Below are 24,712 nucleotides of genomic sequence, written 5' to 3' on the forward strand. Positions count from 1 at the left end.
GCGGTAGGGTGGCATTCAGCCCACCAGCCGATGCACCGCGGGATTTCCGGTGTACTAAATCCCACCCTACGTAACTGAGGTGAGTCGCCCGGCAGCGCCGGTGATCCCGCTTAGCGCTGCAGCCCGTCGAGCAACGCACGGTGGAACTCTTCCGGCGCCTCGACCTGGGGCGAGTGCCCCAGATCGGGGAAGGCCACCAGCTTGGCATCGGGAATCATCGCCGCCGCCTGTCGGCCCAGCTCGGGATAGTTGCCCAGGCGCTTGGCGACATCCTGCGGCGCACGGTTGGCGCCCGGTGCGGTGCGATCCAGCCCGCCGATCAGCAGCAGTGTCGGCGTTTTGATCCGTGAAAACTCATGGATCACCGGCTGGGTGAAAACCATCTCCGAGGTCTGCGCCTGGTTCCAGGCAACCTGCTCCTTGCCATCTCCGGCGTACATTCCGGCGAGCATTTCCACCCAGCGGTCGTACTCCGGCTTCCAGTTGCCGTTGTAGTAGAACTTCTGCTGGTAGGCCTTGATGCTGTCGAAATCGGTCTTCAGTTCCGACTGGTAGAGCTGATCGATCGAGGCGTAGGGCACGCCCTCGGCCTGCCAGTCCTCCAGACCAATGGGGTTCACCAGCACCAGCTGCTCGACCCGCTGCGGGTAGTTCAGCACCAGTCGCGCGGCCAGCATGCCGCCCATGGAATGGCCGATCACCGTGACCTGCTCGATGTTCTCCTGCTCCAGCAGCGCCTGGGTGTTGTGCGCCAGCTGGGCGAAGCTGAACTGGTAGCCCTCAGGCTTGCTCGAGCTGCAGAAACCGACCTGATCGGGTGCGATGACCCGGTAACCAGCCTTGCTGAGCACCTCGATGGTGCGCTCCCAAGTCGCCCCGCAGAAGTTCTTGCCATGCAGCAGCAGCGCCGTGCGGCCGTTCGCCTTGCCCTGCGGCTCGACGTCCATGAAGGCCATTTCCAGCGCCTTGCCCTGGGATTCGAAACGGTAGTGCTTGAGCGGGCGCGGATAGCTGAAGCCTTCCAGCTGCGGGCCGTAGGTGGTTCGGCTTTCGGCCAGCAGTGGCAGGCTCAGGGTTAGACCGGCGGCAAGCGCCAGGGCGGACACGGCTGTTTTCACGCGCGACTCCTGTTTCAGTACGGATCGGGAAACTCCGTACATAGGAATGCATTCGTGCAGCCAGGTTCGCGGCCGGATTGCGACAATGCATGTCCCGACCGCACCAGCCACCTCGCGTCGCTTACAGGCGGAAGCGCCCGACCAACTGATTGAGCTGCGTTGCCAGGCGCGCCAGCTCGTCGCTGGCCACCGAGGTCTGCTGCGCACCGGTGGCGCTCTGCTCGGAGATGTCGCGGATGGCCACCAGGTTGCGATCCACCTCCCGCGCGACCTGGGCCTGTTCCTCGGCGGCGCTGGCGATCACCAGATTCATCTCGTTGATCTGCCCGACGCGCTCGGCGATCAGCCCCAGTGCCTGATCCGCTTCGCCGGCCATGGTCTGGCTGCGCGCAGCGAATTCGCTGCTCTGCTGCATGTCGCGCACCGACTGCTCGGTCGCGCTCTGGATCGCGCCGATCATGCGTTCGATTTCCTGGGTCGAGCTCTGCGTGCGCTGTGCGAGGTTGCGCACCTCGTCGGCGACCACCGCGAATCCACGTCCGGCCTCACCGGCCCGAGCGGCCTCGATGGCGGCGTTGAGCGCGAGCAGATTGGTCTGATCGGCGATCGCGCGAATCACATCCACCACCTGCCCGATGCTCGCCGCTTCTTCGGCCAGATGGGTCACGGTGGCCGCGGTCTGCTGCAGCTTGTCGCTCAACTGGTCGATAGTCTGCCGTGTGGCGGTCACCTGGCGGCGTCCGTCGTCGGCGACCGTCTCGGCATCGCGCGAGGCATCGGAGGTGCGATTGGCATTGCCGGCCACTTCGTCCACCGCGGCAGACATCTCGGTGACCGCGGTGGCGGCCATCTGCACTTCCTCGTTCTGCTGATGGATGCCCTGGGCGGTGTGCTGGGTGACCGCGTGCAGCTCCTCGGCAGCCGAAGCCAGCTGGGTCGCGGAGCCCTGGATATCCTGCAGCGTATCGCGCAGGGTTTGCTGCATCTGCCGGATCGACTGTTGCACCTCGGTGATCTCGTCCTTGCCGCGACACTCGATGGTGCGGCTCAGATCGCCGGCGGCCACCGATGCAGCGGCCTGCTTCAACTCCTCCAGCGGCCGGCTGATGCTGCGCAGCAACACCATGGCGAACAAGCCGCCGCCGATCAGCAGCGCCAGTAACAAGCCGATATTCAGCACCCGGTTGCGCTCATACAGCGCCAGCGCCTGGTTGTACTCCGCCTTGGCCTCGCCCAGCTGCAGTTCGATCAGTTGGGTGAAGCCCTCGGATATGGGATCTACCAGGGGATACAAGTCATTGATGACGAACGCCGCCAGACGCTTCTCGCTGTGGCGGTCCAACGTGCGTTCGAGGGCGTCGAACGGCTCGTCTGCAGCCTTCATCAGGATCTCGATGCGCGACGCCAGCTGCCGTTCGGCGTCGATCAAACGCGTGTTCAGGTAAGCGCTCCAGAGACGGTTGATCTCGGCGCGGGCGTTGCGCACCTCGTCACGCGCCTGTCCATAACTGAGCATCCCGCTGCGTGTCTTGTGCGTGGTATCTACGATCTTCACCGCATACAGGTCGGCGATCAGCTTGAGATCACGCAGCGGCACGACGCGATCCAGGTACACGGTGTTGAGGCCAGCGACGCTGCGCTGCTGCGCGTTCAGCCCGGTCAGGCCGATGACCAGGCAGGCGGTAAGCATCGTCCCGACCAGTATTAACAGGCGGGTGCGGATAGTCAGTTGCTGCATCATTCGTTCTTTCCATATGGCGTGCCGGCTTTAAGGCGGCAATTGGCAAGTAAGGCATCACTTTCGAATAGTTCGAGCAGCGCCACTGAGCACTGTCGGGCAGCGTCCTGTTGCAAGACGTCGTATGCGGATATGGGCGAGGTACTTGTTATTGATCCTCAAAGGCTTGCGCGCCGAATAAAGGCATTGTGCTAGCAAGCAGTCCGATATCGGCCGTACCGGCCCAGCCTTTAACCAAGCGACTGCAACACTTGCGCTGGCAAGGCGCGTGCCAGAGCGGATGCAGCAGATTTGAGGAGCATCCGCGCACCTGATCAGGCCGCGTGCCGCTTTGGATGACGTCGATCACCCGAGCGTCCACCCGGTGACTTGCCAACGATGATCGGCTGCCTGGAAGTCCCCAGAATCAGCTGTTCTGGCGACGGGACATGCGACTAATGGCGCAGCGCAGACTGTGAGCTGCTGCACATCGCTCGGATGAGCAGGTGATACCTTCGCGCCCCACAAATTGCAGCAGGGGACCTGTCGTGAAATCGCTCATCCAGACCACCGTTCTGGCGTTGTCCAGCCTCATCGCCAGCCATGCATTCGCCGACGCCCAGCCATCACGCAACCTGGCAGAGGCGGTGAAGAACTTCTCCGAGTACAACACCCGGCTGGAACAAACCATGGCGCAAGGTCTGACTCCGCAGAACATGGCGCAAATCCATGAGCTGACCTATACGCTGAAAGAGGCGCTGGAGCGGATAAACGAGGAGATGGACGGGCTGACCGACACCCTGGAAGAGATCCATATCGCCTCGGAAGCGCAGGATGCCGACGAGGTCAAAAGCCACGCCACCGACTACCTGAAAACCGCACGGACAGTGATCAAGTAGCTTCCCAGTAGATCAGGGTTCGACCGGCAGAATATCGAACCCGATACGGTTGTCACTGGTCACGCGAAACTCCAGAGTCTGCCCTGCTTGCACCTGCGTCAGCTTCTCGCGGCGCAGACTGAGCTTGCCGCACAGCGAGTCATCCAGCGGGTCGGTGCCGATGCTGACGATCCGCGCGCCGGCCGGGACCTGAAAACGCACCCGCTCACCGACATGAATGCGCGCCGCCAGCTCGCGATCAATCAGCACGGCGATATAGCAACCACCACCGCGCATGCCGTAATCCCGCGTTACCACCACCTCACCGGCATTCTCCAGCGGCTGCTGATAGGCCAACACTCGGTCGGTCGGCACCGGCACGACGTCCTCGGCACCGGGCTGCCACGAAGAGCAGCCCGCCAGGGCCAGTAGTGCAGGAAAAACGAGGGTCAGGCGCATGTGAGCTCCTTGGCTGAGGACGAAACGGCTTGCCGTGGCCGTCGAGCATGCCAGAGCACGGAATGATTGCTAGAGTCTGAGCTCAATTTCGTATCGACAACGGCAGGTAGCACGTGAATAAACCGGACGACAGCCAGCCACGCTTCTGGCGAGATGCCGCCCTGCCCTTTCTCGAGGCGCGCGCCGTGGCCGATGGCCGCAAGGTCTGCTACGCACCGCATTGCCACGAAACCTTCTCCGTCGGCGCGATCACCGCAGGCGCCAGTACCTATTTCAACGGCGACGCTCGGGAGTGCGTCGCCCAGGGCGCGCTGGTGATCATCAACCCGCAGACGGTTCATGCCTGCAACCCCATCGACGGCCAGGCCTGGTCCTATCTCATGTTCTATGTCGACGCGCGCTGGCTGGGGTCGCTGCAGCTGGAACTGGGCGCCAGTGTCGACGGCACCTTCGTGCCCTATGCGCCGATCCAGAGTCTCGACCCGACGCTGTTCGACGGGCTGACTCGGCTATATGCCGTGCTACTCGATCCGCAGGCCGACATCCTGCACAAGCAGAGCGCCGCAATCGAGTATTTCACCTTGCTGCAGCAAACGCTGGCGCCCGCACCGCCGGAATCGTGCGGCGAGCCGCTGCTGCAACTGAGCCGCGCAGCAGACTACATTGCCGAAAACTGCACCCGCGCGCTGCGCCTGGAAGACATTTGCGAGGCCGCCGGGCTGTCGCCCTCCTACCTGATCCGTACCTTCAAGCAGCACTACGGCATGACGCCGCATGCCTATCTGCTCAATCGTCGTATCCAGCGCAGCCAGCATTGGCTTCGCCAAGGTCACGACCTCGCGGAGGTGGCGCTGGCCGCAGGCTTCGCAGACCAAGCGCACTTCCAGCGCACCTTCAAACGCCAGCTGGCAGCAACGCCTGGGCAATACCGCGATCGCACCGGCTCGGGCTCAACCGGCCACTAGATAAAGGGCGCTGCCGGCCAGCAGGACCGCCATCGTGCGATTGAGCCAACGCACTCGCGACGGCTGCTGCAGGAACCGACTGAGGAATGCGCCCGCGCCGGCCCAGCACGCGATCGACGCGTAACAGATCAGAAAATACAGACCGGCGAACAGCCAGACTCGCAGCACATCACCATTAGCGGCAAACAGGCCCATGCCTGCCACGGACGCCAGCCATGCCTTGGGGTTGAGCCATTGCATCAGCGCGCCATCGAACAACGAGGGGCCGCTGGGCGCCGCGGTTGGTTCTAGCCGGCCATCGTCCGCCGCCAGGCGCCAGGCCATGTACAACAGAAAAGCCACACCGCCCCACTGGATGCCACGCATCAGCATCGGCGCGCGTTCCAGCAGCTCATAAAGGCCGAGGCCGATGAGCAATAACAACAAGGTAAAACCAATGGTGGCGCCGGCAATGTGTCGGACGCTGGCGCGAAAACCAAAGCGTGCGCCGCAGTTCAACGCCACCAGATTGACCGGCCCGGGCGTGATCGAAGACGCCAGGGCGAACGCGGCCATGGAGAGATAAAGGTCCATAAGTGCTCTACTTGCCAATCCGAAGAAGGGCAGCAGACTACTGGCTCAGAACGCCACCTTATTGAAGGAAATTACCCTGTGTCCGCTACAGGTGATGGCTGCCTGGATAGGGCCGCTCTTCTTCCAGCTCACCGTCGCGCCCGATGACTTCGACCGATGCCGTGCGGCCCTCCATGAAGGCGTCCAGGGCGCTATACATCTCGTCCTTGGTGAGGGTACGCAACACGGTTTCCTGCGATTGCTGGTCTTCCAGCTCCCAGCCCATTTCGGTAGGCCTGACCTGATAGATGTTCATGGATATTCCTCTGCTTCGGAAAACCCGCCAATAGCGGGACTGAGATAGGTAAGGAGCTATTCAGGCTGGCTGGAGCCGTCGTCGCCCTGGATGTCCGGATCGTCTGGCAGCACTTCTGGCTCATCGGGATCGTCAAGGCGCGAAGGATCTTCGTCGAAGTCCGGATCTTCACCAGGCTCCTTCTCGCCCGCGTCGGTCATGGTCACATCAGGCTCATCGCCTGCTAGCTGCTCGTCCGGTTTCATGGTTGCCTCGCCTATTGCGATGTGTGGCTGATAACGATTGGAGGCGCCAAACGGCGCCGCGTTCGTGGCGCGACGTGCCGGCGGTCCGAAGGTTGTCGCTACAACTCGAAGCCGCCGAAATGGGCTTTCTACGGCCCGCCCACTTGCGCAGGAACAAGCGCGACCATCCAACCGATTGCGCTGCCCGTTCAGCTCCACCACACTGCCCACTCACACAACCGCAGTCGGAGATTCCATGCAGACACTTACCCCACAATCCCGCGCGGCCATTCTCGAAAACCCGGACGCCCTGGAATGCACCCTGTACCGCCCCGACGAATATGACGAGGAAGCGGAAGAGCAGGACCTTGGAGACGCACGCATCATCATTTCGGGGCCTTTCCAGCCGCCCGCCGAATGGGATGCCACGGACCGTGACGACTACTTCGACGGCACCTCGCCTGAAGCCTTCGTCACCGGCCGCATCGCCTGTCAGGCTGCGCCCGATTCCGGCGTCTACTTCACCGCCGTACCCGGCGACTACGCCGCCGTGACCGAAGGCCCGGGCAAAGTCTCGATGTTCTACGTCTGGGATTGCCTGAACGATGCCGAAGGCGAGTACGTGCTGATTCGCGAGGAAGAAGACGAGGTCTGATCCAGTGACCTCCCGCTGGATGTAGAACGCGACAACCACCCTACGGCTTCGGAGCAACCCGTAGGGTGGGCTTCAGCCCGCCACGGGGGCGTAACACCGTCGGTGGGCTAAAGCCCACCCTACAGAGCAAAAGCCTCTCCTGTGAGCTTGCCCCTCATCGATCTACGTTCGGTCCGTAGGGTGGGCTTCAGCCCACCACAACGCCGCGACACCACAGGGGCGTGAACCAAAACACCGCAACGCCCATGGTGGACTTCACCCCGACCTACAGCTTTTTATACAAACGCTGACCTCATGGCGTTGCTTCGCTGTCTACCCCGGTAGACACTCAATTCGCCCACCATCAACGACGAGGACCTGCATGCGCTCCTTGATCAGCGCCTGGCAGTCACCGGTTTCGCGCATGAAGCTGGTCGCCGGCCTTCTGTTGCTACTGGCCGCCCTGCTCTACATCGTCGCGACACGCTTCGAAGCCAGCCACCCGGCCTGGGGCTACGTCGCCTCGTTCGCCGAAGCCGCCATGATCGGCGCGATCGCCGACTGGTTCGCCGTCACCGCATTGTTCCGCCACCCGCTGGGCCTGCCGATCCCGCACACGGCGATCATCCCGCGCAGCAAGGCGCGCATCGGGCAGAACCTGTCCAGCTTCATCACCACGCATTTCCTCGCCACGCCGCTGGTGCTGGCCAAGCTGCAGGAACTCGACATCGCCTCGCGCCTGGCCGGCTGGTTGCGTCATCCGAGCAACGCCGAAGCGGTCGGCCGCCGGCTCACCGGCGTTGCACATTTCGGCATCGCCGCGCTGCATGACGAACGCGTGCGTGCCTTCGTCGAAGCCAAGGTGACCACTCGGCTGCGCAAGTTCGACCTCTCCGCCCCGCTGGCCCAGGCTTTGCGTGTGCTGACCAGCCAGGGCCGGCATCAGGCGATGCTCGACGAGCTGCTGATCCGCCTCGATTCGATCATGCAGGACAAAGAAACCCGCGCGCTGGTCGCCGATGCCATCAGCCGGGAAATCCGCACCTTGCGCTACCTCGGCCTGAGCCGGCCGGTGAGCGGCTGGTCGGCAAACAAGTTCGTCGACGGCCTGTCCGCGCTGATCGCCGAGATCGCCGCCGACCCCGAACACCTGATCCGCCAGCGCTTCGACGAGCACGTCAGTGAATACATCGAGCGCCTGGAGCAGGACCCGCAATACGCCCTGGAGGTCGAGCGCATCGTCGCGCAACTCCTCGAGCACCCTGCCACCAGCGCCTATTTCGACAATCTCTGGCAGGAACTCACGGCCTGGCTGGAAAGCGACCTGGCCAGCGACGATTCACGCATCGGCCGACGCATCGTCAGCCTCTGCCGCGGCCTCGGTGACGGCCTGGCGGCGGACGATTCCATGCGCAACTGGATCAACGAGCAACTGCTGGCCGCCGCGCCCAGCCTGCTGGAGCGCTATCGCGGGCAGATAGGCGCCTATATCGCCCAGCGCGTGGAGAACTGGGAAAGCCGCGAGCTGGTCGAGCAGCTGGAACAGAGCGTCGGCAAGGACCTGCAGTACATCCGCATCAACGGCACGTTGGTTGGCGGGCTGGTCGGCCTGGCGCTGCATGCGCTGACGCAGCTGCTGACCGGTTGAAAGCCGCTCAGGCGCTGCGCTGACGCTCGCTCAGTTGGCTGAGGTTGACGGCGCTGCCGGGCGGCTCATCGCTGCGCAATGTCGCCGGGGCGCCGCTCAGGTACCACAGGCGATTGGCCAGATCGTCGGCATCGCGCGGATCGTGGGTCACGCAGATCATCGCCATGTCCGGGTGCTGATCCAGCAGGCGGGCGATCAGGCCGCGCAGCTCGGCGGCGCGCTCGGCATCCAGCGAGGCGAAGGGTTCGTCGAGTAGCAACAGATCCGGCTCGATCGCCAGGCAGCGCGCCAGTGCGGCCCTGCGCGCCATGCCCAGCGAGAGCTGATCCGGCAGGCTGTCAGCCGCACCACTCAGCCCGACCTCGGCCAGCAGCCGCTCGATATCCGCCGCGTCCGCGCCGACCAGCGCCAGGTTCTGTCGCACCGTGCGCCAGGGCAGCAGGCGATGCTCCTGAAACAGATAGCCGACGCGCAAGCCGGGGCGCTGCTCGACCATCGGCCGCAGCTGCGGATCGAGCCCGGCGATGCCGTTGAGCAGCGTGGTCTTGCCGGCACCGGACGGCCCGAGCAGGCAGATGCGGTCGCCCTCGCGCACCTGCGCATCGATCACACCCAGCACGGGATGACGGCCATCCAGGCGCAGCTCAAGCATGCCGCACACCCGCTTCGCGCCAGGACGATGCGCGACGCTCCAGCGGCTGCAACAGCGCCAGCTCGATCAGCTGGACCACGGCGATGAACGCCAGGCTGTAGGCGAGGATGCTCGCCACGTCGAATACCTGAAAGGCCATGTGCAGCTGAAAGCCGATGCCATCCGAACGCCCGAGCAGCTCGACCACCAGGACGATCTTCCAGATCAGCGCCAGGCCGCCGCGGGTGGCGGCCATCAGGTAGGGAAACAGCTGCGGCAGCCAGACATGCCTGATCCGCTGCCAGCGGGTGAAGCGGTAGACCAGGGCCATCTGTTCCAGCTTGGGATCGATACTGCGGGCGCCCTCGCGCACGGTGACGGCCACGTTCGGCACCTTGTTGATCACCACCGCCAACACCGCCGCGGCTTCCACCAGGCCGAACCAGACATAGAGCAGGATGATGGTGACCAGCGCCGGCAGGTTGAGAAACAGCACCAGCAGCGGATCGAGCACGGCATTGGCCAGCCGCGAGCGGCCCATCCATACGCCAAGCAGCGTGCCCAGCGCCATCGCCAGCACGAACGCAAACAGCACGCGGCGCAGGGTAACCAGCAGGTGCTCGGGCAGCTCACCGCTCTGCGTGGCCTGCCAGAAGGTGTCGAACACGGCGGCCGGAGTGGGCAGCAGCGGCGTCTGCACGACCAGCGCAATCAGCGTCCAGAGTGCCACCGCGCATGGCAGGGCGATCCAGCAGGCCCAGCGCGAGCCGTTCATGGCGTGCTCTGGAACGACGCGGCCGGCATCAGTTTCGCCGGATCGGCGCCGGTGAGGGCCAGCAGCCGCTGCAGGTCGGCGATACGCGGCTCATCCAGCGGCTGCGGGATGCCGGCGAGGAAACTGTCACGCAGCGCGGCGAACACGCCATCCTCGTCGGCACGCATCAGCGGCCGCAGCGCCTGCCAGTGCGCCGGCTCGCTGGCAAGTTCGTGCTTGGTCTGGCCCAACGCCGTGGCGAAGCGCTGCAGCAGCGCCTCATGCTCGACGGCCCAGGATTCGGGGAACAGATAGCCGAGCACCGGCAGGTGGGGATCAAGCTCCAATGATCGGAGCAGATCATCGAGACTGAACGCCACCTGCACGCCACCCTCGCCACGCATGCGCGCGGAGAAATGCCAGAAGGTCAGCAGCGTATCGACCTGACCGCGGCGCAGCGCCTGGCTGAGCAGGGGCGGTGCGGCGTACTGAACAGTCGCCTGTTTGGCCAGATCGATACCGGCCTGGGCCGCGGCATGCTGCAGCAACTGCCAGCCCAGCCCGTCCGGCCCGCCAGCGACGCCGATGCGCTTGCCGCGCAGGTCGGCCAGCGTGCGGATGGCGCTGCCTTCCGGCACCAGCACTTCGCCGATCTGCGAGGAAAAGGGTACATAGCGATAGGCCGTGCCGGCCTGGTAACGCGCCTGCGCCCAGAGCAGATCGCTCACCGCGCCGTCGACACTGCCGCTGGTCAATGCCAGCCGCGAGGCCGGCACATCGGCCACCAGCCGCACCTTCAGCTCGAAGCCGTTGGCACGGTCCAGTCCCCGGCGCTTGAGATGCTCGAGCTCCCAGTGCGGCGTGCCGAACTGCAGCACGCTGAGGGTCAGCACCGGCAGCTCCTGCGCCTGCACCCACAGGGGCAGCAGCACAAACGCCAGCAGCGCTCGGCGAGTGCGCAGAATGAACGGGGTGAGGAAGGGCAATGAAAGCATCATGCCCGCAGGGTACGAAGCCCCCTGCCGGGCACGAATTGTACTTTGGTGCCTGTTGGTTGCTGCGATGGTCGCAGCGGGCTTGACCCCGCCACGACATCGCAGCCTGGCTCAGGCCTGCGCGGCGATACGCTGCTGCAAGCGCGCCTGAAGCTCTTCCAGCTCGGCCGGATCAGCCTTGCCGGCGGCATGAATGCCAAGCCCCTCGCCCGAGTAGCGCGGCACGATATGCACATGGATGTGGAACACCGTCTGCCCCGCCGGCGCACCATTGAACTGCGCGACCTGCACACCATCCGGCTGCAGCTCGTCGACGATCACGCGGGTGAGCTTCTGCACCACGGCCATGACCTTGGCCAGCGCGTCGGTATCCACATCGAGGATGTTGCAGGCCGCCGAGCGCTTGGGAATCACCAGCGTGTGGCCGAAGGACTGCGGGAACAGATCGAGGAAGGCCAGTACGTCGTCATCCTCGTAGAGTTTGTAGCAGGGCGCATCGCCGCGAATGATCTGGGCGAAGATGTTCTGCGGGTCATAGGGCGTGGTCAGGGACACCTGGAGTTCTCCGGCAAGTGGAAAAGACAGACATTAGCATTCTCTGCGCGGCTGCGACCTGTGCAGCGATGCTTCGGAACGTTGCGGGCTTGGCGGCGCTCTCAAGCTCATCACCCCCGCGATCAGAGGTTATTCCGATGCACGTACGCGCCGTCGCCCCGATTGCAGCTGCAGTCGCGCTTTGCCTGTCTTCACTGTCTGCCATCGCTGCCGAAATCAAACCCGCCGAGTTGCTTGAGCAGGCCAAGGCCGAACAGAGCGCCTATATCGAAACCGTGAAACAGCTGGTGGCGGTGGATACCGGCACCGGCCAGGCCGAGGGCCTGGCAACGGTCAGCAAAATGCTGATCGAACGCTTGCAAGCGCTTGGGGCGCAGGTCAGCACCAGCCCGGCCACGCCATCGGCCGGCGACAACATCGTCGGCACCCTAAAAGGCACTGGCAGCAAGGACTTCCTGCTGATGGTGCATTACGACACGGTGTTCGCCGAAGGCACCGCCGCTGAGCGCCCGTTTCGCATGGACGAGCAGCGCGCCTACGGCCCCGGTGTGGCCGATGCCAAGGGTGGCGTGGCGATGATTCTGCATGCGCTGGAGCTGCTCAAGGCGCAGCAGTTCGACGACTACGGCACGATCACGGTGCTGTTCAACCCGGATGAGGAAATGGGCTCGGCCGGCTCGAAGAAGATCATCGCCGAGCTGGCCCGCAAGCATGACTACGTCTTCTCCTACGAGCCGCCGGACAGCGATGCGGTGACCACCGCCACCAATGGCATCAATGCGGTGATGCTGGAGGTGAAGGGCAAATCCTCCCATGCCGGCTCCGCACCGGAGGACGGTCGCAACGCCGTGCTGGAACTGGCGCACCAGCTGGTGCAGCTCAAGGAACTGGGCGACCCGGACAAGGGCACCACGGTCAGCTGGACCATGATCGCCGGCGGTGAGAAGCGCAACATCATCCCGAACAAGGCGACCGCCGAAGCGGACATGCGCTACTCCGACATCAGCGAGACCGAACGCGTGCTCGCCGATGCGCAGAAGATCATCGGGAACAAGCTGATCGACGATACACGCGTCGAGCTGCGCGTCGACAAGGGCCGCCCACCGCTGGCGAAGAATCCCGCATCGGAGCGCCTGGCCGAGACCGCGCAGCGTCTGTACGGCGAGATCGACCAGCGTATCGAGCCGATCGCCATGCGCTTCGGCACAGATGCCGGTTACGCCTACGTGCCGGACAGCGACAAGCCGGCCGTGCTGGAAACCATGGGCGTGGTCGGTGCCGGGCTGCACTCGGAAGACGAGTACATCGAGCTGTCGAGCATCGCGCCGCGGCTGTATCTGACGACGGCGATGATTCGCGCATTGTCCGCCGAAGACGCCGCACGCTGACACGCTATCCAGGCCCGAGCGAGGGGCGAAGGTCGCAGTAGGCGAAAGCCGGCGCTGCGGGTATCTTCGCCACCTCTCAGTACAGGACCTTCCGCCCAATGCACCGCCTCGTCACCCTTTGCGCACTGGCGCTGTTCGCCTGCACCGCTCACGCCAAGGTTGAAGTGCTGCCGCTGGAGCACGAAGACCAGGGGCTGGTGCTGGTAGCCCGGGTCACCGAGCAGATCGCGCCGGGTGACTACGAGGCACTGCTCAAGGGCATCACGGCTCACCCTGGCAAACATGCGCGCAAGCTGCTGATCCTCGACAACATTGGTGGTAGCGCCGCGGAAGCCATGCGCATGGGCTATCTGCTGCGCGAGACCGGTTTCGATGCCCTGGTGCCTGCCGCTGCGGTCTGCCAGGGCAGCTGCATCTATTTGCTGGCGGCGGGGCGACAGCGCACCGTGCGTGGCCATGTTGGCCTGCACCGGCCGCATATCGCCAGCGGAGAGTCAGCGCTGTCGATTGCCCAGCGACCACACCGCACACCACGCATTTATTTTCGGGACATGGGCGTGAATACGCGGTTGGCCGACGACATGCAGCTGATCGAGCCAAGGCGCATGCGCGTACTGACGCCCAAGGAGCTCGCGCATTACCGGCTGCAGTAACGTGAGCCGCGCGCTGCACTGCTGCATTCCCGCAATCACGCTGCTGCTCGGCCTTGCCCTCGGCATGATCGAGCCGATGGGCGCGCTGTCCGTTCTGCTATTCGCTGGCTGGCTTATCGCTCAGCCCCGCTTGCCCCGCCCGCTGTGGCTATTTGGTGCGCTGCTCGGAGCCCTGCTACTCGCCGCGCACCTGCTGCCAGGCTTTACCCCGCTGCCACTCGGAGCACCGCAGGATCTGGGCGGGGCATTGCCCTGGCAGCTGCGCATCAGCCCGGACAAGGCGATGGTCGCGGCACTGCTGCTGGCCTGGTGGCTGGGCCAGCCACGAATGGATTGGCGCTCGATCAGACTCCCCTGCTTGCGTCAGGTGCTTGCCTGATTCTCGTCCCCCTGCTGGCACTGGCCTCTGGCGTGCTGGGCTGGCAACCGAAATGGCCGGCGCTGTTCCTGCCCTGGCTGCTGGTCAACCTGGGCATCACCTGCCTGGCCGAAGAGCTGATTTTTCGCGGCCTGCTGCAGAGCGAGCTGGTCCGCCGCTTCGGTGCGGCCATCGGCATCGGCCTGGCGACTGCCGTGTTCGGCGCCGCGCACCTGCCGGCCGGCTTCGGTTTCGCCGGGCTCGCCACGCTGGCAGGTCTGGGCTACGGCCTGGCCTTCCATTACTCCGGTGACCGCCTGTGGGTCGCGGTGTTTCTGCACGGTGCGGTCAACAGCCTGCATCTGCTTCTGCTGACCTATCCACTGCCCTGAGCAAAGAATTCTCAAAGACCTGTCGATTCCTTCCGCGCCCGTTCGACCAATGATCGGAGCCGGCGGAAATTGCCGTATGCCCGTCTAGGCTCTTTCCATTCCACTGAAGGAGTCCACCGATGCGTTTCATGGTGATGATCAAGGCCACCCCGCAAACCGAAGCTGGCGAGATGCCCAGCGAGGACGTTCTCACGGCGATGGGCCGCTACAACGAAGAACTGGCCAATGCCGGCGTACTGCTCGGCGGCGAGGGCCTGCACCCCAGCGACAAGGGCGCACGGGTTCGTTTCAGCGGCGGCCAGTGCAGCGTCACCGATGGCCCGTTCGCCGAAACCCGCGAGCTGATCGCCGGCTACTGGCTGTTCCAGACCGCGTCGCTGCAGGAGGCCGTCGACTGGATCAAGCGCTGCCCGCAACAGGCCATCGGCGATGCGGAAATCGAGATTCGCCAGATATTCGAAGCGGAAGACTTCGGCGCCGAGTTCACCCCCGAACTGCGCGAGCAGGAAGACCGCCTGCGCGCACAACTCAATCAATGACCGCAAGGAGCAAGCAATGAAGATCACCACCTACCTCACCCTCGACGGCACCACCCGCGAGGCGTTCACCTTCTACAAAGATGTGCTGGGCGGCACGCTGGAGATGATGACATTTGCCCAGGCACCGGATGCCGAGCAGTTTCCCGCCGAGTACCGCGAGCGGATCATGCATGCCTGCCTCGACCTGGGTGACGGCGTGCTGATGGCCTCCGACACCTTGCCCGGCGACACCTGCGGCGGCGGGCCGTACGAAGGCATCAAGGGATGTTCGGTTTCTCTGCACCCGACCAGCGTGGACGAAAGCGAAAAGCTCTTCGCTGCACTGGCCGAGGGCGGCACGGTGGTCATGCCGCTGGAGAAGACATTCTGGGCCGAGCGTTTCGGCATGCTCACCGACCGCTTCGGCGTGTCGTGGATGGTTAACTGCGAATAATCTGATCGCAATCTGCCGTTTGCAGGTCAGTAGCGGCATTGTGGTTGATTCGCATTTGGAGAGGCGGCGTCTTTGTTATAACGTATCGCACCTTCTGGCGGGCGCAGCGCTTCTGCGCCCGCATTGCGATCATCCCGTTGTGAGCCATCCATGCCCTCCCCTGACCTGACCTCGCCAGCCTCGGCGCGCCTGCAATCCATTGATGCACTGCGCGGCCTGGTGATCCTGTTCATGCTGCTCGACCATGTCCGTGAGACCTTTCTGCTACATATGCAGGTGCCCGACCCGATGGATGTGGCGGTCACCGAGCCGGCGCTGTTCTTCAGCCGCACCCTGGCGCACCTCTGCGCGCCGGTGTTCATCTTTTTGACCGGCCTGTCGGCCTTCCTTTATGGCGAAAAGCACCAGGACCGCCGTGCAGTGTCGAGCTTTCTGCTCAAACGCGGGCTGTTCCTGGTGGCGCTCGAATTCACCCTGGTCAACTTCGCCTGGACGTTCCAGTTCCCGCCGCAGGTGATCTATCTGCAAGTGATCTGGGCCATCGGCCTGAGCATGCTCGCGCTCTCGGCACTGCTATGGCTGCCGCGCCCTGCGCTGGTCGTGCTGGGGCTGGTGATCATTGGCGGGCATAACCTGCTCGATCCGCTGCAGTTCGCAGCAGACTCCGCGCTTCACGTGCCATGGGCGATCCTGCACGACCGCGGCTGGCTCGAGGTTTCGGAAAACCTGCGGCTGCGCACCTCCTATCCGCTGCTGCCGTGGATCGGCGTGATCGCCCTAGGCTATGCCGCCGGCCCCTGCTTCGGCCGAAATGCCGACCCGGAGCGACGCCAGCGCTACCTGGGCGGTTGGGCTCAAGGCGCCCTGCTCACCTTCGTTCTGCTGCGGCTGATCAACAGCTACGGCGAGCAGCCCTGGGTCGTCGGCGAGGACGGCCTGCGTACGCTGATGAGCCTGCTCAACGTCACCAAATACCCGCCGTCCCTGCTGTTCCTGTGTCTGACGCTGGGTTGCGGCCTGCTGCTTCTGCGTTATTTCGAACGCAAGCAGGGCCGCGCCTGGCTGCGACCGCTGACCGTATTCGGTGCCGCACCGATGTTCTTCTACCTGCTGCACCTGTACGTGCTGAAGCTGCTCTACATCGCCGCCGTGGCGATCTGGGGTCTGAACCGCGGCAATCACTTCGGCTTCGACGCAGTCTGGCCGCTGTGGCTGTGCACCGTGGCGCTGGCAGTCGTGCTGTTCCCGGCGGTGCGCTGGTTCGCCGAACTCAAGGCCCGCCGCCGGGACATCACCTGGCTCAAGTATCTGTAAAGCCGCGCTGCCCAACCCGTTGCCAGCGCGGTTGCCTGCTCGGCGCCTTCGAATGATCGTTTTCGAACGCGCCGAGCCTGCCACGATCATGCAGGTTTCAGAACAAGCCGAGCGCCCAGGCAACGAAGAACAACACCAGGGAAAAGCCCCACATCCACCACAGCGAATAGCGGATGTGCCGGCCCAGGTCGAGACCGGCCAGCCCGAGCGCAAGCCAGAGCGCTGGCGAGAAGGGGCTGATGAACGTCCCGATGATGTTGCCGATGGTCATGGCATAAACAACGCTCGCCGGCTCGACACCATGGTTCGCCACCACTTCCAGCGTTACCGGCAGCAGGCCGAAGTAATAGGCATCGGTGCTCAACATCAGCTCCATCGGCAGACCGAACACGCCGAGGATGATGTGCAGATTGGGCACCATCGAGGCTGGCAACACCTGAACCAGATCCTGCGCAATGGACGTCAGCATGCCCGTGCCGGTGAAAATACCCAGCATCGAGCCGGCCGCCAGAATGATCATGCCCATACTCAGCGCAGCCGGTGCATGGGCGGCGATGCGTTGCATCTGGGCCTTGCCGCCGGGGTAGTTGACCAGCAACACCAACGACAGCCCGATCATGAAGATGTAGCCGGCCGGCAGCACGCCGGCGAACAGCGAGATCAAGACCAGCAGGAACAGCCCACCATTGACCCAGAGTCGCCCTGGGCGCTCCAGCGCGCGCTCTTCTTCGGTGGGCTCGTGGAGATTGTGGTGGCTTTCGACCAGTACACCGGCATCGGCACCACCGACGCCTGATGCGATGCGTCGCTGCTCACGCCAGCCCAGCAACGCCGCCAGCGCCACCAACAGCACCACGCCGACGCCCTGAATGGCGATCAACGGACGCCACAGCTCGGTGACTTCGATACCCGTGACCGCCGCCGCACGGCCGAGCGGCCCCGCCCAGGGCACCATGTTGAAGATGCCGGCACCGAGGGCCAGCAACAGCAACATCAGGTAAGGGCTCATGCGCAGCTGTCGATAAAGCGGCAGCAAGGCCGGAATCGTCAGCAGAAAAGTAGTCGCACCGGCGCCATCTAGGTGCGCCAACATACCGATCACGGCGGTGGCCACCGTAACGGCAACGACATTGCCGCGAGTCAGCTTCACCATTGTTCCGATAATGGGGCGGAACAACCCGGTATCCTGCAGAACACCAAAGAAGGTGATGGCGAAGACGAACATGGTGGCGATGGAGATCACCTTGCCCAGGCCATCGGTGAAGAACCCGGTAATGGCCTCCAGCCCGAAACCAGCGAGCAATGCGCCTGCCAGGGGCACCAGGATCAGCGGCAGAATGGGCGCCATGCGCCCGACGAGCAACAACACAACCAGGCTGCAAATGGTCAACAGACCAATCAGGGTCAACACAGCTTATCTCCTCATTATTTTTATCCAGCTGAAACAGCTAAGCCCGGAGGCTACGAAACCAAGCTTTCAGCAACCTTTACCCGGCTCCATGAAACAGGCACAACTGTGAGGGGATATGTCGGGAGAAAACGCAATTGCGACCGCGCCGGCAACGCCCGACCAGTCGTGATCATCTGAACTGCAGAAAGGAACAGCGGCGTGGATCTGTTATTTCTCGGCACCTCATCCGGCACGCCCACACGGGGCCGTAATGTCACCGCTCTGGCGTTGCTCGAAGACACCGGCAAGAGCTGGTACCTGATCGACTGCGGCGAAGGCACCCAGCACCGGCTGCTGCGCACACCGCTGTCGCTGCACGACCTGCGCGCTATCTGCATCACCCATGTACATGGCGACCACTGCTATGGCCTGCCCGGTCTGCTCGCCAGCGCCGGGATGATGGGGCGCAAGGCCGCACTGACGATCATCGCGCCGCAGGGCATCGAAACCTGGGTACGCGCGACGCTGGAGATGAGCCAGAACTGGCTCGGCTACGATCTGGTTTTTCACGCCGTCGAGTCGCTGGACGAATGGCGCACCCCGAACATGCGCATCGCGGCCACCGCCCTTTCCCACCGTGTGCCCTGCTATGGCTACAGCTTCACCGAGGCCCGGCCTGATCCGCGCCTGGACATCGACCGCCTCGAACGCGACGGCGTGCCCCGCGGACCACTATGGGGCCAACTGGCGCGCGGCTTCGATGTCGAGCACGAAGGCCGCCTGCTGCGCAGCGACGATTACCTGAGCTTCAGCCGCACGCCGCAACGCATCGTCATCGGCGGCGACAATGATCGTCCCGAACTGCTTGCCGACGCCTGCCGCGGCGCCCAGTTGCTGGTGCACGAGGCGACCTACACCGAAGCGGTAGCCAACGACGCACGCAACGACTTTGGCCACAGCACCGCGGCATCGGTGGCGCGCTTTGCGCAAACGGTCGGCCTGCCGAATCTGGTGTTGACCCACTTCAGCGCGCGCTATCAGAAGAATGCCGGCCGTGGCCATTCGATCGACGACCTGCGCGCCGAAGCCAACGCGCTCTACTCCGGCCAACTGTTGCTCGCCGAAGACTTCATGCGCCTGCACCTGGGCAAGGACGGCCAACTGACACCCGTCGAGCCACCCAGCCCACGGCCGCCGCGCTGAGCGCAGTAAGGTTCGTCAGCGACCACGGCAGCTCCGACCTGGCTGACTACACTGGTTGCTGACCCGCTGCCAGCGCAATCATCCAGCACTGCTTTCGATACTCGACGGAGCCGCAGATGGAACGTCTTACAGCAAAAGACTTCGCCCCCGAACTGCTCGAACTCTACGATTTCTACGTCCACGGCAAGCTCAGCCGCCGGGAATTTCTCGACCGCGCCGCCGCCTTCACCCTGTGCGGCATGACTGCCGTGGCGGTGCTCGATGCCCTCACGCCCAATTACGCGCTGGCCCAGCAAGTCGCCTTCACCGATCCGCAAATCGTCGCCGAATACACCACTTACCCATCGCCCAACGGCCACGGAGAGGTACGTGCCTACCTGGTCCGCCCGGCGAAGGTCGAGGGCAAGGTCGCAGGCATTGTCGTCGCCCACGAGAACCGCGGCCTCAACCCCTATATCGAAGACGTCGCACGGCGCGTGGCCAAGGCCGGTTTTATCGCCCTGGCACCAGACGGGCTGAGTTCGGTCGGTGGCTATCCCGGCAACGACGACAAGGGCCGTGAACTGCAGGCCGCAGTCGACCCGCAGAAACTGATGAACGACTTCTTCGCCGCCATCGAATGGCTGATGGCACATGAGGCCACAACCGAAAAGATCGGCATCACCGGCTTCTGCTATGGCGGTGGCGTGGCCAATGCCGCCGCGGTGGCATACCCGGAACTGGCGGCGGCAGTGCCGTTCTATGGTCGTCAGGCCAATCCGGCGGATGTTGAAAAGATTCAGGCACCGTTGCTGTTCCAGTTCGCCGAGCACGACGAGCGCGTCAATGAAACCTGGCCCGCCTATGAAGCCGCACTCAAGGCGGCCGGCAAGCACTACGAGGCCTACATCTACCCCGGCACCCACCATGGCTTTCACAACGACAGCACCCCGCGCTACGACGAGCAGGCAGCGGAACTGGCCTGGCAGCGCACCATCGCCTGGTTCCAGCGTTATCTGAGCTGACGCGCGCCACCGTGGCGGTCTAGCCGCCGCGGTCCAACCCGACTCTGCGCCAATCTGCCCGCAGAACGCCCGCGCCTTATGCAGCACATCAATGCGGGCTTTCGACTGCCTTTGCCCCTCCCGCAGGCAGCAAAGCGCTGCTGATACATCCGTTACTGCATGTTGACGTTTACGTAAAAGAACAGTACTGCTATGCAAGTCCGCATCGCTCAGGAAAAGCCTCAATGACCAGCAGTGCAACGCTCGGCAACGACTCGACCGACCTATGGATACAGAGCACGCATGGGCAGATGTTCGTCCGCAGCTGGTTCCCTGAGGCCGGCGCGCTGCGCCCGAACTGTGCGCCGATCCTGCTGCTGCACGAGTCGCTCGGCTGTATCGAACAATGGAAAGACTTCCCATCCGCCCTCGCCCAGGCAACCGGTCGAACGGTGGTCGCCTATGACCGGCTGGGCTTCGGCCGCTCCGACCGCTTGACCGCCCCGCCCGCGCCGACCTTCGTCGAAGATGAAGCCGCGCATGGCTTCGCCTGCGTGTTGAAACATCTGGATATCGAGCGTTTCGTCGTGCTCGGTCACAGCGTCGGCGGCAGCATGGCGGTGCACTGCGCCGCGCAATATCCAGAAGCCTGCCAAGCGATGATCACGATGTCAGCGGTCACGTTCGTCGAAGCACGCACCCTGGAAGGCATACGCCAAGCCAAAGCCTGGTTCGCCGACCCTGCACAACGCGAACGTCTGCGTCGCTACCATGGCGACCGAAGCGACTGGGTGCTCAGCGCCTGGATCGACACCTGGCTCGCCCCCGACTTCGCCTCCTGGACCCTCAGCCACGCCCTTCCCCAAGTCCGCTGCCCGGCATTGGCCATCCATGGCGGCAACGACGAATTCGGCTCCGAACGCCACCCCCAACTAATCGCCCAGCACGCCGGAGGCCATGTCGAACAAGCACTGCTGCCCGACGTCGGCCACGTACCGCATCGCGAGCAACCGGAGCAAGTGTTGGAGCGGGTCGGGCGGTTTTTGCAGGCGATGGGGTGAGACGTTACGTTTCCCAAAATTTTATTGAAAAAGAGCATTGAAAAGATGTGCTTGGATGGTTAGTCCGCAACTGGAGCGCATAGCCAAATAAGGGAAGGATTTGGCGTCTATCGGCCAAAAGCGTCCGCTCAAAAGTGTTTAGGTAGACTAGGGCGATTCACGCGGCCTCCTGATGCTCAGCTTGCTCATGCAATGTTTTCTAGCCAGCCCGCCGCGTCAGGATAGTTGTCGTGTGAGTTGATTCGATGAGTCTTGGTCGGTGGGCGGAAGTGAGAGCCGTGTGGCGCGTTATTCGATAGAGCATCGGGAGTGGGTGGTGCGGCAAATGATGCCGCCCTTGAACCGGACGGTGCCGGAGCTGGTGGAAGCGACAGGCATTACCGATGCCACCCTGTATGCTTGGCGCAAACAGGCCAGAGCAGCGGGAGCAGTGGTGCCGGGAGATGGACAGCAGGCCGACCAGTGGTCGAGCCAGGACAAGTTTCGGGTGGTGCTGGAAAGCGCCAGCCTCAATGCGGCCGAGCTGGCGGAGTACTGCCGGCGCAAAGGCCTGTATGTCGAGCAGATTAAGGCCTGGCGCGAAGCCTGCGAGCAGGCCAACGGCTCGGTTCAGCCAAGCAAGACCCGGCGCGAGCGCGAAGAGGAAAAGGCCGCGAAGAAGCGCATCAAGCAGCTGGAGCGTGAGCTGCGGCGCAAGGATGCGGCGCTGGCAGAAACCGCGGCCCTGCTGGTGTTGCGAAAAAAAGCCGAGGCGCTCTGGGGGAAGGACGAGGACGAATGATCAGCGCCCCGGATCGCCGTGAAACCCTGCAGTTGATCGAGGAAGCCGTGGCGGCGGGAGCGCGGCGGGCGCAGGCCTGCGCCGAACTGGGCCTGTCGTTGCGCAGCCTGCAGCGCTGGCAGCACTGCCCGGAGGATCGGCGTCCTTCGGCACAACGAGCTGAGCCGGCCAACAAGCTGAGTCCGCAAGAGCGCCGCCGCGTGCTGGAGGCCGCCAACCAGCCCGAGTTTGCCAGCCTGCCGCCGCAGCAGATCGTGGCGCGGCTGGCCGATCAGGGCACCTGGCTGGCCTCGGAGTCGACCTTCTACCGGGTGCTGAAGGAAGCCGAACAGCAGCATCCGCGCGGCCGCAGTCGCCCACCGGTGAAACGAGCGCTGACGACCCATGTGGCCGACGGCCCGAACCAGCTGTGGTGCTGGGACATCACCTGGCTGCCGACCACGGTCAAGGGCCGTTACTTCTACTGGTACATGATCAAGGACGTCTACAGCCGCAAGCTGGTGGCCAACGAGGTGTATGAAAGTGAAAGCGCCGAGCAGGCCGCCCAGCTGCTACGCCAGGCCTGCCTACGTGAACAGCGGGCAGGCCAGCCGCTGGTACTGCACTCGGACAACGGCAGCGCGATGAAGGGCTCGACCATGCTGGCGGCCATGCAGAACCTGGGTGTGATGCCCTCGTTCAGCCGCCCGCGGGTGAGCAATGACAACGCCTATGCCGAGGCCCTGTTCCGCACGGCGAAGTACTGCCCGCTGTGGCCGGAGCGGCCCTTCGACACGCTGGAGCAGGCCAGGAGCTGGGTGAACCGCTTCGTGGACTGGTACAACCATGAACATCGCCACAGCGCCCTGAAGTTCGTGACCCCGGCGCAGCGACATACCGGCCAAGCGGAAGAGCTGCTGCGCAAGCGTATCGAGCTGTACGAGGCGGCACGCGCACGGTACCCGGAGCGCTGGAGCGGCGACATCAGGAACTGGTCACTGGCACCGATCGTGTGCCTGAACCCTGAGCGGGAAGCGGTACTGCAGCAAACATCAAAGGCAGCGTGACACGCTCACGCGACAACTACCTTGAAAATCGCCGCCAGCCAGCAGTCCGCGTCAATCCTGGCACAGACTGTTAAAGGCGCGGCCTTTTGCAGAAAGCGAGGCTTCGTCCTTTGCGCGATCCTCGCTCCTGATGGACGAACACCGAGCTAAAAGCACGATCATAGGTGGAAATGGCCCGCTGCCTCCGGCTGGTAAAGCACTTTCCTGATTGCAATCCGGCAGGCCCGATCAGAAATTCGCCAGTCGATAACGTCCCCCTCCTGATAGCCCAGGATGGCAGCACCGATGTCGGAGCACACGGAATGCTTTCCGGTGCTGGCGTCTGCGTCTTCCGGGTAGACCAAGGCCACTTCGATCTCTTCCTCGTCCAGCCGCAGCAAGGCCTTAGAGTTCATCGTGACAACATTACACGTCACCTGCTGCGGCTTGACGATAATGGCTCGTTCAAGCTCATGTTCGATTTCAACAACGACCGGGCCTTGCTCGATCGCAATCAGACTCTCGAGCCTGGCTTTGTCGATTTCAGTGATGTAAATCCTAGTGGAGTCGCCAACGTCACCTTCGCGCAAGAGCTGGAGATAGCGCCCCAGAGTCATAGAAAATGATTTCAATGCAGGCGTTTCGCTCTCAAGCAGAAAGCCGCTGCGCAGAAAAGCTTTTAGCGAGCGCACATTGTCCGGGTGGACCTTGGCGATGAGCTTTTCGGCGCGCATGTCGAGAAAAGCCAGTTTCATGCCTTCGCGGATCGTACTGGCGCCAAGGTTTCGGCCCCATTTGTCGCTGTCTCCGATGACCAGGACTATTTCGCAATTTGCGCTGGTCTTGATGAGACGGACAAAACCCACCGGAGCGTCATACCGGTCATAGGCCATGAAGAATCGGCCGCCTCGGTTGAACAGATGGGTCAGGATCGGTAATTGAGTACGATCAATGGCTTGCTCGATGAAGCGGGAGGTATGACGCGAATCGCTCAAGTAGCAGGTGACACGCTCATCATCCAACCAGTCCATCAGCATCAGCGCGTGTGCCCGAGTAATCTCAGGGCACAGCGAAATGAAAGGCTTATTCATCTTCACCACACTTGTCTGTAAAGAATGAAAGCCCTTCATGGCTATAGCCATGACGGTTCTTTCGGCAGCCGACTATCTTAAGACATAACGCGGGTGATGCCGAACAGCCTGGATAGTTTGGGGAAGCTACCATTTTGCCGAACTCTAACCAGCCAAGCGCTCAAACATCTACGACCGGCTGCGGCTCATCGTTTCCGGTAGCAATCGGCCATTAGCAGGCTTCGGATGTCTAAGATTGCTGTGCAGACGGACCTGTGTCGAAGGGAAGCGAGCTTTTGCGATTCGCTACGAAGAGCGGCTAACGCGGAGTAACCTCGCCCAATTACACAGAATGCTGCACACCCTCGTCATTCCTCACTCCACCACTTCTCCAGGCTCTGCTCTAGGCGCCATGCCTTGGCCAATCGCTCAAACAACTCCACCCTGCGGACCTTCAGTTCTGTGAGCGTCCACTGGGAATAGCTGCGCACCTCGTTGGTGAGGGTGAAAGCACAGGTATCACCGGATGCGAAGTACTTGGTCTTCTTCTTATCGAAGTCATAGTTTTGTGCTGCCGAGTTTTTACGCGAATTGAGCAGTATTAACCCGGCAATCAAATACACCAAATCATGCTGCGTAGGCGATACGTGGATGCCGGAAATAAGAACGGATTCTT

At 63.3% G+C, this 24,712-nt stretch carries 25 protein-coding genes and 3 pseudogenes; 14 read left to right on the top strand and 14 right to left on the bottom strand.

The window, feature by feature from the left end; genetic code table 11:
- Window positions 1-110: 110 nt before the first annotated feature.
- The 3 genes and pseudogenes from AAEZ08_RS20035 to AAEZ08_RS20045 form a co-directional block, all read right to left on the bottom strand.
- Window positions 111-1,118: an alpha/beta fold hydrolase gene (locus AAEZ08_RS20035; RefSeq protein ID WP_500125004.1), complete on the bottom strand. Its 1,008-nt coding sequence runs from the start codon at window positions 1,116-1,118 to the stop codon at window positions 111-113.
- Window positions 1,119-1,239: 121 nt separating this feature from the next.
- Window positions 1,240-2,064, bottom strand: a pseudogene (locus tag AAEZ08_RS20040) (methyl-accepting chemotaxis protein); the annotation flags it as partial.
- A gap of 30 nt (window positions 2,065-2,094) precedes the next feature.
- Window positions 2,095-2,859: pseudogene (locus AAEZ08_RS20045) on the bottom strand (MCP four helix bundle domain-containing protein); the annotation flags it as partial.
- A gap of 524 nt (window positions 2,860-3,383) precedes the next feature.
- Here AAEZ08_RS20045 and AAEZ08_RS20050 point away from each other — a divergent pair.
- The gene (locus AAEZ08_RS20050) at window positions 3,384-3,734 is read left to right on the top strand and encodes a DUF6746 family protein (RefSeq protein WP_500125005.1); all 351 of its coding nucleotides are present in this window, start codon (window positions 3,384-3,386) and stop codon (window positions 3,732-3,734) included.
- Window positions 3,735-3,746: 12 nt separating this feature from the next.
- On the opposite strand, the gene AAEZ08_RS20055 is transcribed toward AAEZ08_RS20050, so the two are convergent.
- Window positions 3,747-4,172: a 3-isopropylmalate dehydratase gene (locus AAEZ08_RS20055; RefSeq protein ID WP_500125006.1), complete on the bottom strand. Its 426-nt coding sequence runs from the start codon at window positions 4,170-4,172 to the stop codon at window positions 3,747-3,749.
- 113 nt (window positions 4,173-4,285) lie between these two features.
- On the opposite strand from AAEZ08_RS20055, the gene AAEZ08_RS20060 reads away from it, so the two are divergent.
- Window positions 4,286-5,137 (top strand): AraC family transcriptional regulator, encoded by an 852-nt coding sequence (locus AAEZ08_RS20060; protein WP_500125007.1) that lies wholly within the window; start codon window positions 4,286-4,288, stop codon window positions 5,135-5,137.
- On the opposite strand, the gene AAEZ08_RS20065 is transcribed toward AAEZ08_RS20060, so the two are convergent.
- The 3 genes from AAEZ08_RS20065 to AAEZ08_RS20075 form a co-directional block, all read right to left on the bottom strand.
- Complete coding sequence (locus tag AAEZ08_RS20065) at window positions 5,123-5,710, bottom strand: LysE family translocator (RefSeq protein ID WP_003283887.1); 588 nt, start codon at window positions 5,708-5,710, stop codon at window positions 5,123-5,125. The two genes, AAEZ08_RS20060 and AAEZ08_RS20065, sit on opposite strands and share 15 nt — an antisense overlap.
- A gap of 85 nt (window positions 5,711-5,795) precedes the next feature.
- Window positions 5,796-6,005 carry a hypothetical protein gene (locus AAEZ08_RS20070; RefSeq protein WP_003283886.1) on the bottom strand — a complete coding sequence of 70 codons (210 nt, stop codon included), beginning with the start codon at window positions 6,003-6,005 and terminating at the stop codon, window positions 5,796-5,798.
- A gap of 56 nt (window positions 6,006-6,061) precedes the next feature.
- Window positions 6,062-6,250 carry a hypothetical protein gene (locus AAEZ08_RS20075; RefSeq protein ID WP_058064098.1) on the bottom strand — a complete coding sequence of 63 codons (189 nt, stop codon included), beginning with the start codon at window positions 6,248-6,250 and terminating at the stop codon, window positions 6,062-6,064.
- Window positions 6,251-6,485: 235 nt separating this feature from the next.
- On the opposite strand from AAEZ08_RS20075, the gene AAEZ08_RS20080 reads away from it, so the two are divergent.
- Both AAEZ08_RS20080 and AAEZ08_RS20085 read left to right on the top strand, forming a co-directional pair.
- On the top strand, window positions 6,486-6,884 hold the full coding sequence (locus tag AAEZ08_RS20080; RefSeq protein ID WP_003283883.1) for a hypothetical protein: 399 nt from the start codon (window positions 6,486-6,488) through the stop codon (window positions 6,882-6,884).
- A 361-nt stretch (window positions 6,885-7,245) separates the two neighbouring features.
- On the top strand, window positions 7,246-8,511 hold the full coding sequence (locus AAEZ08_RS20085; protein ID WP_500125008.1) for a DUF445 domain-containing protein: 1,266 nt from the start codon (window positions 7,246-7,248) through the stop codon (window positions 8,509-8,511).
- 7 nt (window positions 8,512-8,518) lie between these two features.
- Here the strand turns inward: AAEZ08_RS20085 and AAEZ08_RS20090 are convergent, their stop codons facing one another.
- From AAEZ08_RS20090 to AAEZ08_RS20105, 4 genes are all read right to left on the bottom strand, one after another.
- A complete protein-coding gene (locus AAEZ08_RS20090; RefSeq protein WP_500125009.1) occupies window positions 8,519-9,163 on the bottom strand; it encodes an ABC transporter ATP-binding protein in 645 nt (214 codons plus the stop codon).
- Complete coding sequence (locus tag AAEZ08_RS20095) at window positions 9,156-9,917, bottom strand: ABC transporter permease (RefSeq protein WP_058064095.1); 762 nt, start codon at window positions 9,915-9,917, stop codon at window positions 9,156-9,158. The genes AAEZ08_RS20090 and AAEZ08_RS20095 overlap by 8 nt, the downstream gene beginning before the upstream one ends.
- Window positions 9,914-10,891 carry an ABC transporter substrate-binding protein gene (locus tag AAEZ08_RS20100; protein ID WP_500125017.1) on the bottom strand — a complete coding sequence of 326 codons (978 nt, stop codon included), beginning with the start codon at window positions 10,889-10,891 and terminating at the stop codon, window positions 9,914-9,916. Before AAEZ08_RS20100 ends, AAEZ08_RS20095 begins: the two co-directional genes overlap by 4 nt.
- Before the next feature lie 111 nt (window positions 10,892-11,002).
- The gene (locus tag AAEZ08_RS20105; RefSeq protein ID WP_500125010.1) at window positions 11,003-11,446 is read right to left on the bottom strand and encodes an HIT family protein; all 444 of its coding nucleotides are present in this window, start codon (window positions 11,444-11,446) and stop codon (window positions 11,003-11,005) included.
- Between the two features lie 137 nt (window positions 11,447-11,583).
- On the opposite strand from AAEZ08_RS20105, the gene AAEZ08_RS20110 reads away from it, so the two are divergent.
- The 6 genes and pseudogenes from AAEZ08_RS20110 to AAEZ08_RS20135 all read left to right on the top strand — a co-directional run bounded on the left by AAEZ08_RS20110 (window position 11,584) and on the right by AAEZ08_RS20135 (window position 16,523).
- Entirely contained in the window at window positions 11,584-12,834 is a 1,251-nt protein-coding gene (locus AAEZ08_RS20110; RefSeq protein ID WP_500125011.1) for a M20/M25/M40 family metallo-hydrolase, read from the top strand.
- Window positions 12,835-12,932: 98 nt separating this feature from the next.
- Window positions 12,933-13,487, top strand: a complete 555-nt coding sequence (locus tag AAEZ08_RS20115; RefSeq protein WP_003283875.1) for a COG3904 family protein — start codon at window positions 12,933-12,935, stop codon at window positions 13,485-13,487.
- A 1-nt stretch (window position 13,488) separates the two neighbouring features.
- Window positions 13,489-14,237, top strand: a pseudogene (locus AAEZ08_RS20120) (CPBP family intramembrane glutamic endopeptidase).
- 119 nt (window positions 14,238-14,356) lie between these two features.
- Entirely contained in the window at window positions 14,357-14,776 is a 420-nt protein-coding gene (locus AAEZ08_RS20125) for a YciI family protein (protein ID WP_003283874.1), read from the top strand.
- 16 nt (window positions 14,777-14,792) lie between these two features.
- A complete protein-coding gene (locus AAEZ08_RS20130) occupies window positions 14,793-15,209 on the top strand; it encodes a VOC family protein (protein WP_003283873.1) in 417 nt (138 codons plus the stop codon).
- A gap of 150 nt (window positions 15,210-15,359) precedes the next feature.
- Window positions 15,360-16,523, top strand: coding sequence for an acetyltransferase domain-containing protein (locus AAEZ08_RS20135; protein ID WP_003283872.1), 1,164 nt, complete (start codon window positions 15,360-15,362; stop codon window positions 16,521-16,523).
- Window positions 16,524-16,620: 97 nt separating this feature from the next.
- Here AAEZ08_RS20135 and AAEZ08_RS20140 read toward each other — a convergent pair whose 3' ends face one another.
- The gene (locus tag AAEZ08_RS20140) at window positions 16,621-17,934 is read right to left on the bottom strand and encodes a CitMHS family transporter (protein ID WP_003283871.1); all 1,314 of its coding nucleotides are present in this window, start codon (window positions 17,932-17,934) and stop codon (window positions 16,621-16,623) included.
- 198 nt (window positions 17,935-18,132) lie between these two features.
- Here AAEZ08_RS20140 and AAEZ08_RS20145 point away from each other — a divergent pair, with 198 nt between their 5' ends.
- The 4 genes from AAEZ08_RS20145 to AAEZ08_RS20160 all read left to right on the top strand — a co-directional run bounded on the left by AAEZ08_RS20145 (window position 18,133) and on the right by AAEZ08_RS20160 (window position 22,987).
- The gene (locus tag AAEZ08_RS20145) at window positions 18,133-19,116 is read left to right on the top strand and encodes a ribonuclease Z (protein WP_003283870.1); all 984 of its coding nucleotides are present in this window, start codon (window positions 18,133-18,135) and stop codon (window positions 19,114-19,116) included.
- Between the two features lie 116 nt (window positions 19,117-19,232).
- Entirely contained in the window at window positions 19,233-20,120 is an 888-nt protein-coding gene (gene yghX / locus AAEZ08_RS20150) for a YghX family hydrolase (protein ID WP_003283869.1), read from the top strand.
- Window positions 20,121-20,344: 224 nt separating this feature from the next.
- Window positions 20,345-21,160 (top strand): alpha/beta fold hydrolase, encoded by an 816-nt coding sequence (locus AAEZ08_RS20155; RefSeq protein WP_500125012.1) that lies wholly within the window; start codon window positions 20,345-20,347, stop codon window positions 21,158-21,160.
- A gap of 280 nt (window positions 21,161-21,440) precedes the next feature.
- Window positions 21,441-22,987, top strand: a protein-coding gene (locus tag AAEZ08_RS20160; RefSeq protein WP_500125013.1) for an IS3 family transposase whose coding sequence is annotated in 2 segments (ribosomal slippage) — window positions 21,441-21,927 and window positions 21,927-22,987 — 1,548 coding nt in all. Because the reading frame shifts where the segments join, the coding sequence is not laid out codon by codon here.
- A gap of 158 nt (window positions 22,988-23,145) precedes the next feature.
- Here the strand turns inward: AAEZ08_RS20160 and AAEZ08_RS20165 are convergent.
- Both AAEZ08_RS20165 and AAEZ08_RS20170 read right to left on the bottom strand, forming a co-directional pair.
- The gene (locus AAEZ08_RS20165; RefSeq protein WP_500125014.1) at window positions 23,146-24,108 is read right to left on the bottom strand and encodes a bifunctional GNAT family N-acetyltransferase/nucleoside diphosphate kinase regulator; all 963 of its coding nucleotides are present in this window, start codon (window positions 24,106-24,108) and stop codon (window positions 23,146-23,148) included.
- A gap of 296 nt (window positions 24,109-24,404) precedes the next feature.
- Window positions 24,405-24,712 (bottom strand): HNH endonuclease family protein (locus AAEZ08_RS20170; protein ID WP_500125015.1); only part of this gene is annotated, 308 nt, incomplete at its 5' end.

This window comes from Pseudomonas sp. E45-MNA-CIBAN-0222, from assembly GCF_040310405.1.
GTDB lineage: Bacteria > Pseudomonadota > Gammaproteobacteria > Pseudomonadales > Pseudomonadaceae > Stutzerimonas > Stutzerimonas stutzeri_AC.

Coding starts and splice junctions, on each gene's coding strand:
- AAEZ08_RS20055 (WP_500125006.1), bottom strand. CDS start 4,172: ATGCGCCTGACCCTCGTTTTTCCTGCACTACTGGCCCTGGCGGGCTGC.
- AAEZ08_RS20065 (WP_003283887.1), bottom strand. CDS start 5,710: ATGGACCTTTATCTCTCCATGGCCGCGTTCGCCCTGGCGTCTTCGATC.
- AAEZ08_RS20070 (WP_003283886.1), bottom strand. CDS start 6,005: ATGAACATCTATCAGGTCAGGCCTACCGAAATGGGCTGGGAGCTGGAA.
- AAEZ08_RS20075 (WP_058064098.1), bottom strand. CDS start 6,250: ATGAAACCGGACGAGCAGCTAGCAGGCGATGAGCCTGATGTGACCATG.
- AAEZ08_RS20080 (WP_003283883.1), top strand. CDS start 6,486: ATGCAGACACTTACCCCACAATCCCGCGCGGCCATTCTCGAAAACCCG.
- AAEZ08_RS20085 (WP_500125008.1), top strand. CDS start 7,246: ATGCGCTCCTTGATCAGCGCCTGGCAGTCACCGGTTTCGCGCATGAAG.
- AAEZ08_RS20090 (WP_500125009.1), bottom strand. CDS start 9,163: ATGCTTGAGCTGCGCCTGGATGGCCGTCATCCCGTGCTGGGTGTGATC.
- AAEZ08_RS20095 (WP_058064095.1), bottom strand. CDS start 9,917: ATGAACGGCTCGCGCTGGGCCTGCTGGATCGCCCTGCCATGCGCGGTG.
- AAEZ08_RS20100 (WP_500125017.1), bottom strand. CDS start 10,891: ATGCTTTCATTGCCCTTCCTCACCCCGTTCATTCTGCGCACTCGCCGA.
- AAEZ08_RS20110 (WP_500125011.1), top strand. CDS start 11,584: ATGCACGTACGCGCCGTCGCCCCGATTGCAGCTGCAGTCGCGCTTTGC.
- AAEZ08_RS20115 (WP_003283875.1), top strand. CDS start 12,933: ATGCACCGCCTCGTCACCCTTTGCGCACTGGCGCTGTTCGCCTGCACC.
- AAEZ08_RS20125 (WP_003283874.1), top strand. CDS start 14,357: ATGCGTTTCATGGTGATGATCAAGGCCACCCCGCAAACCGAAGCTGGC.
- AAEZ08_RS20130 (WP_003283873.1), top strand. CDS start 14,793: ATGAAGATCACCACCTACCTCACCCTCGACGGCACCACCCGCGAGGCG.
- AAEZ08_RS20135 (WP_003283872.1), top strand. CDS start 15,360: ATGCCCTCCCCTGACCTGACCTCGCCAGCCTCGGCGCGCCTGCAATCC.
- yghX (WP_003283869.1), top strand. CDS start 19,233: ATGGAACGTCTTACAGCAAAAGACTTCGCCCCCGAACTGCTCGAACTC.
- AAEZ08_RS20155 (WP_500125012.1), top strand. CDS start 20,345: ATGACCAGCAGTGCAACGCTCGGCAACGACTCGACCGACCTATGGATA.
- AAEZ08_RS20165 (WP_500125014.1), bottom strand. CDS start 24,108: ATGGCTATAGCCATGAAGGGCTTTCATTCTTTACAGACAAGTGTGGTG.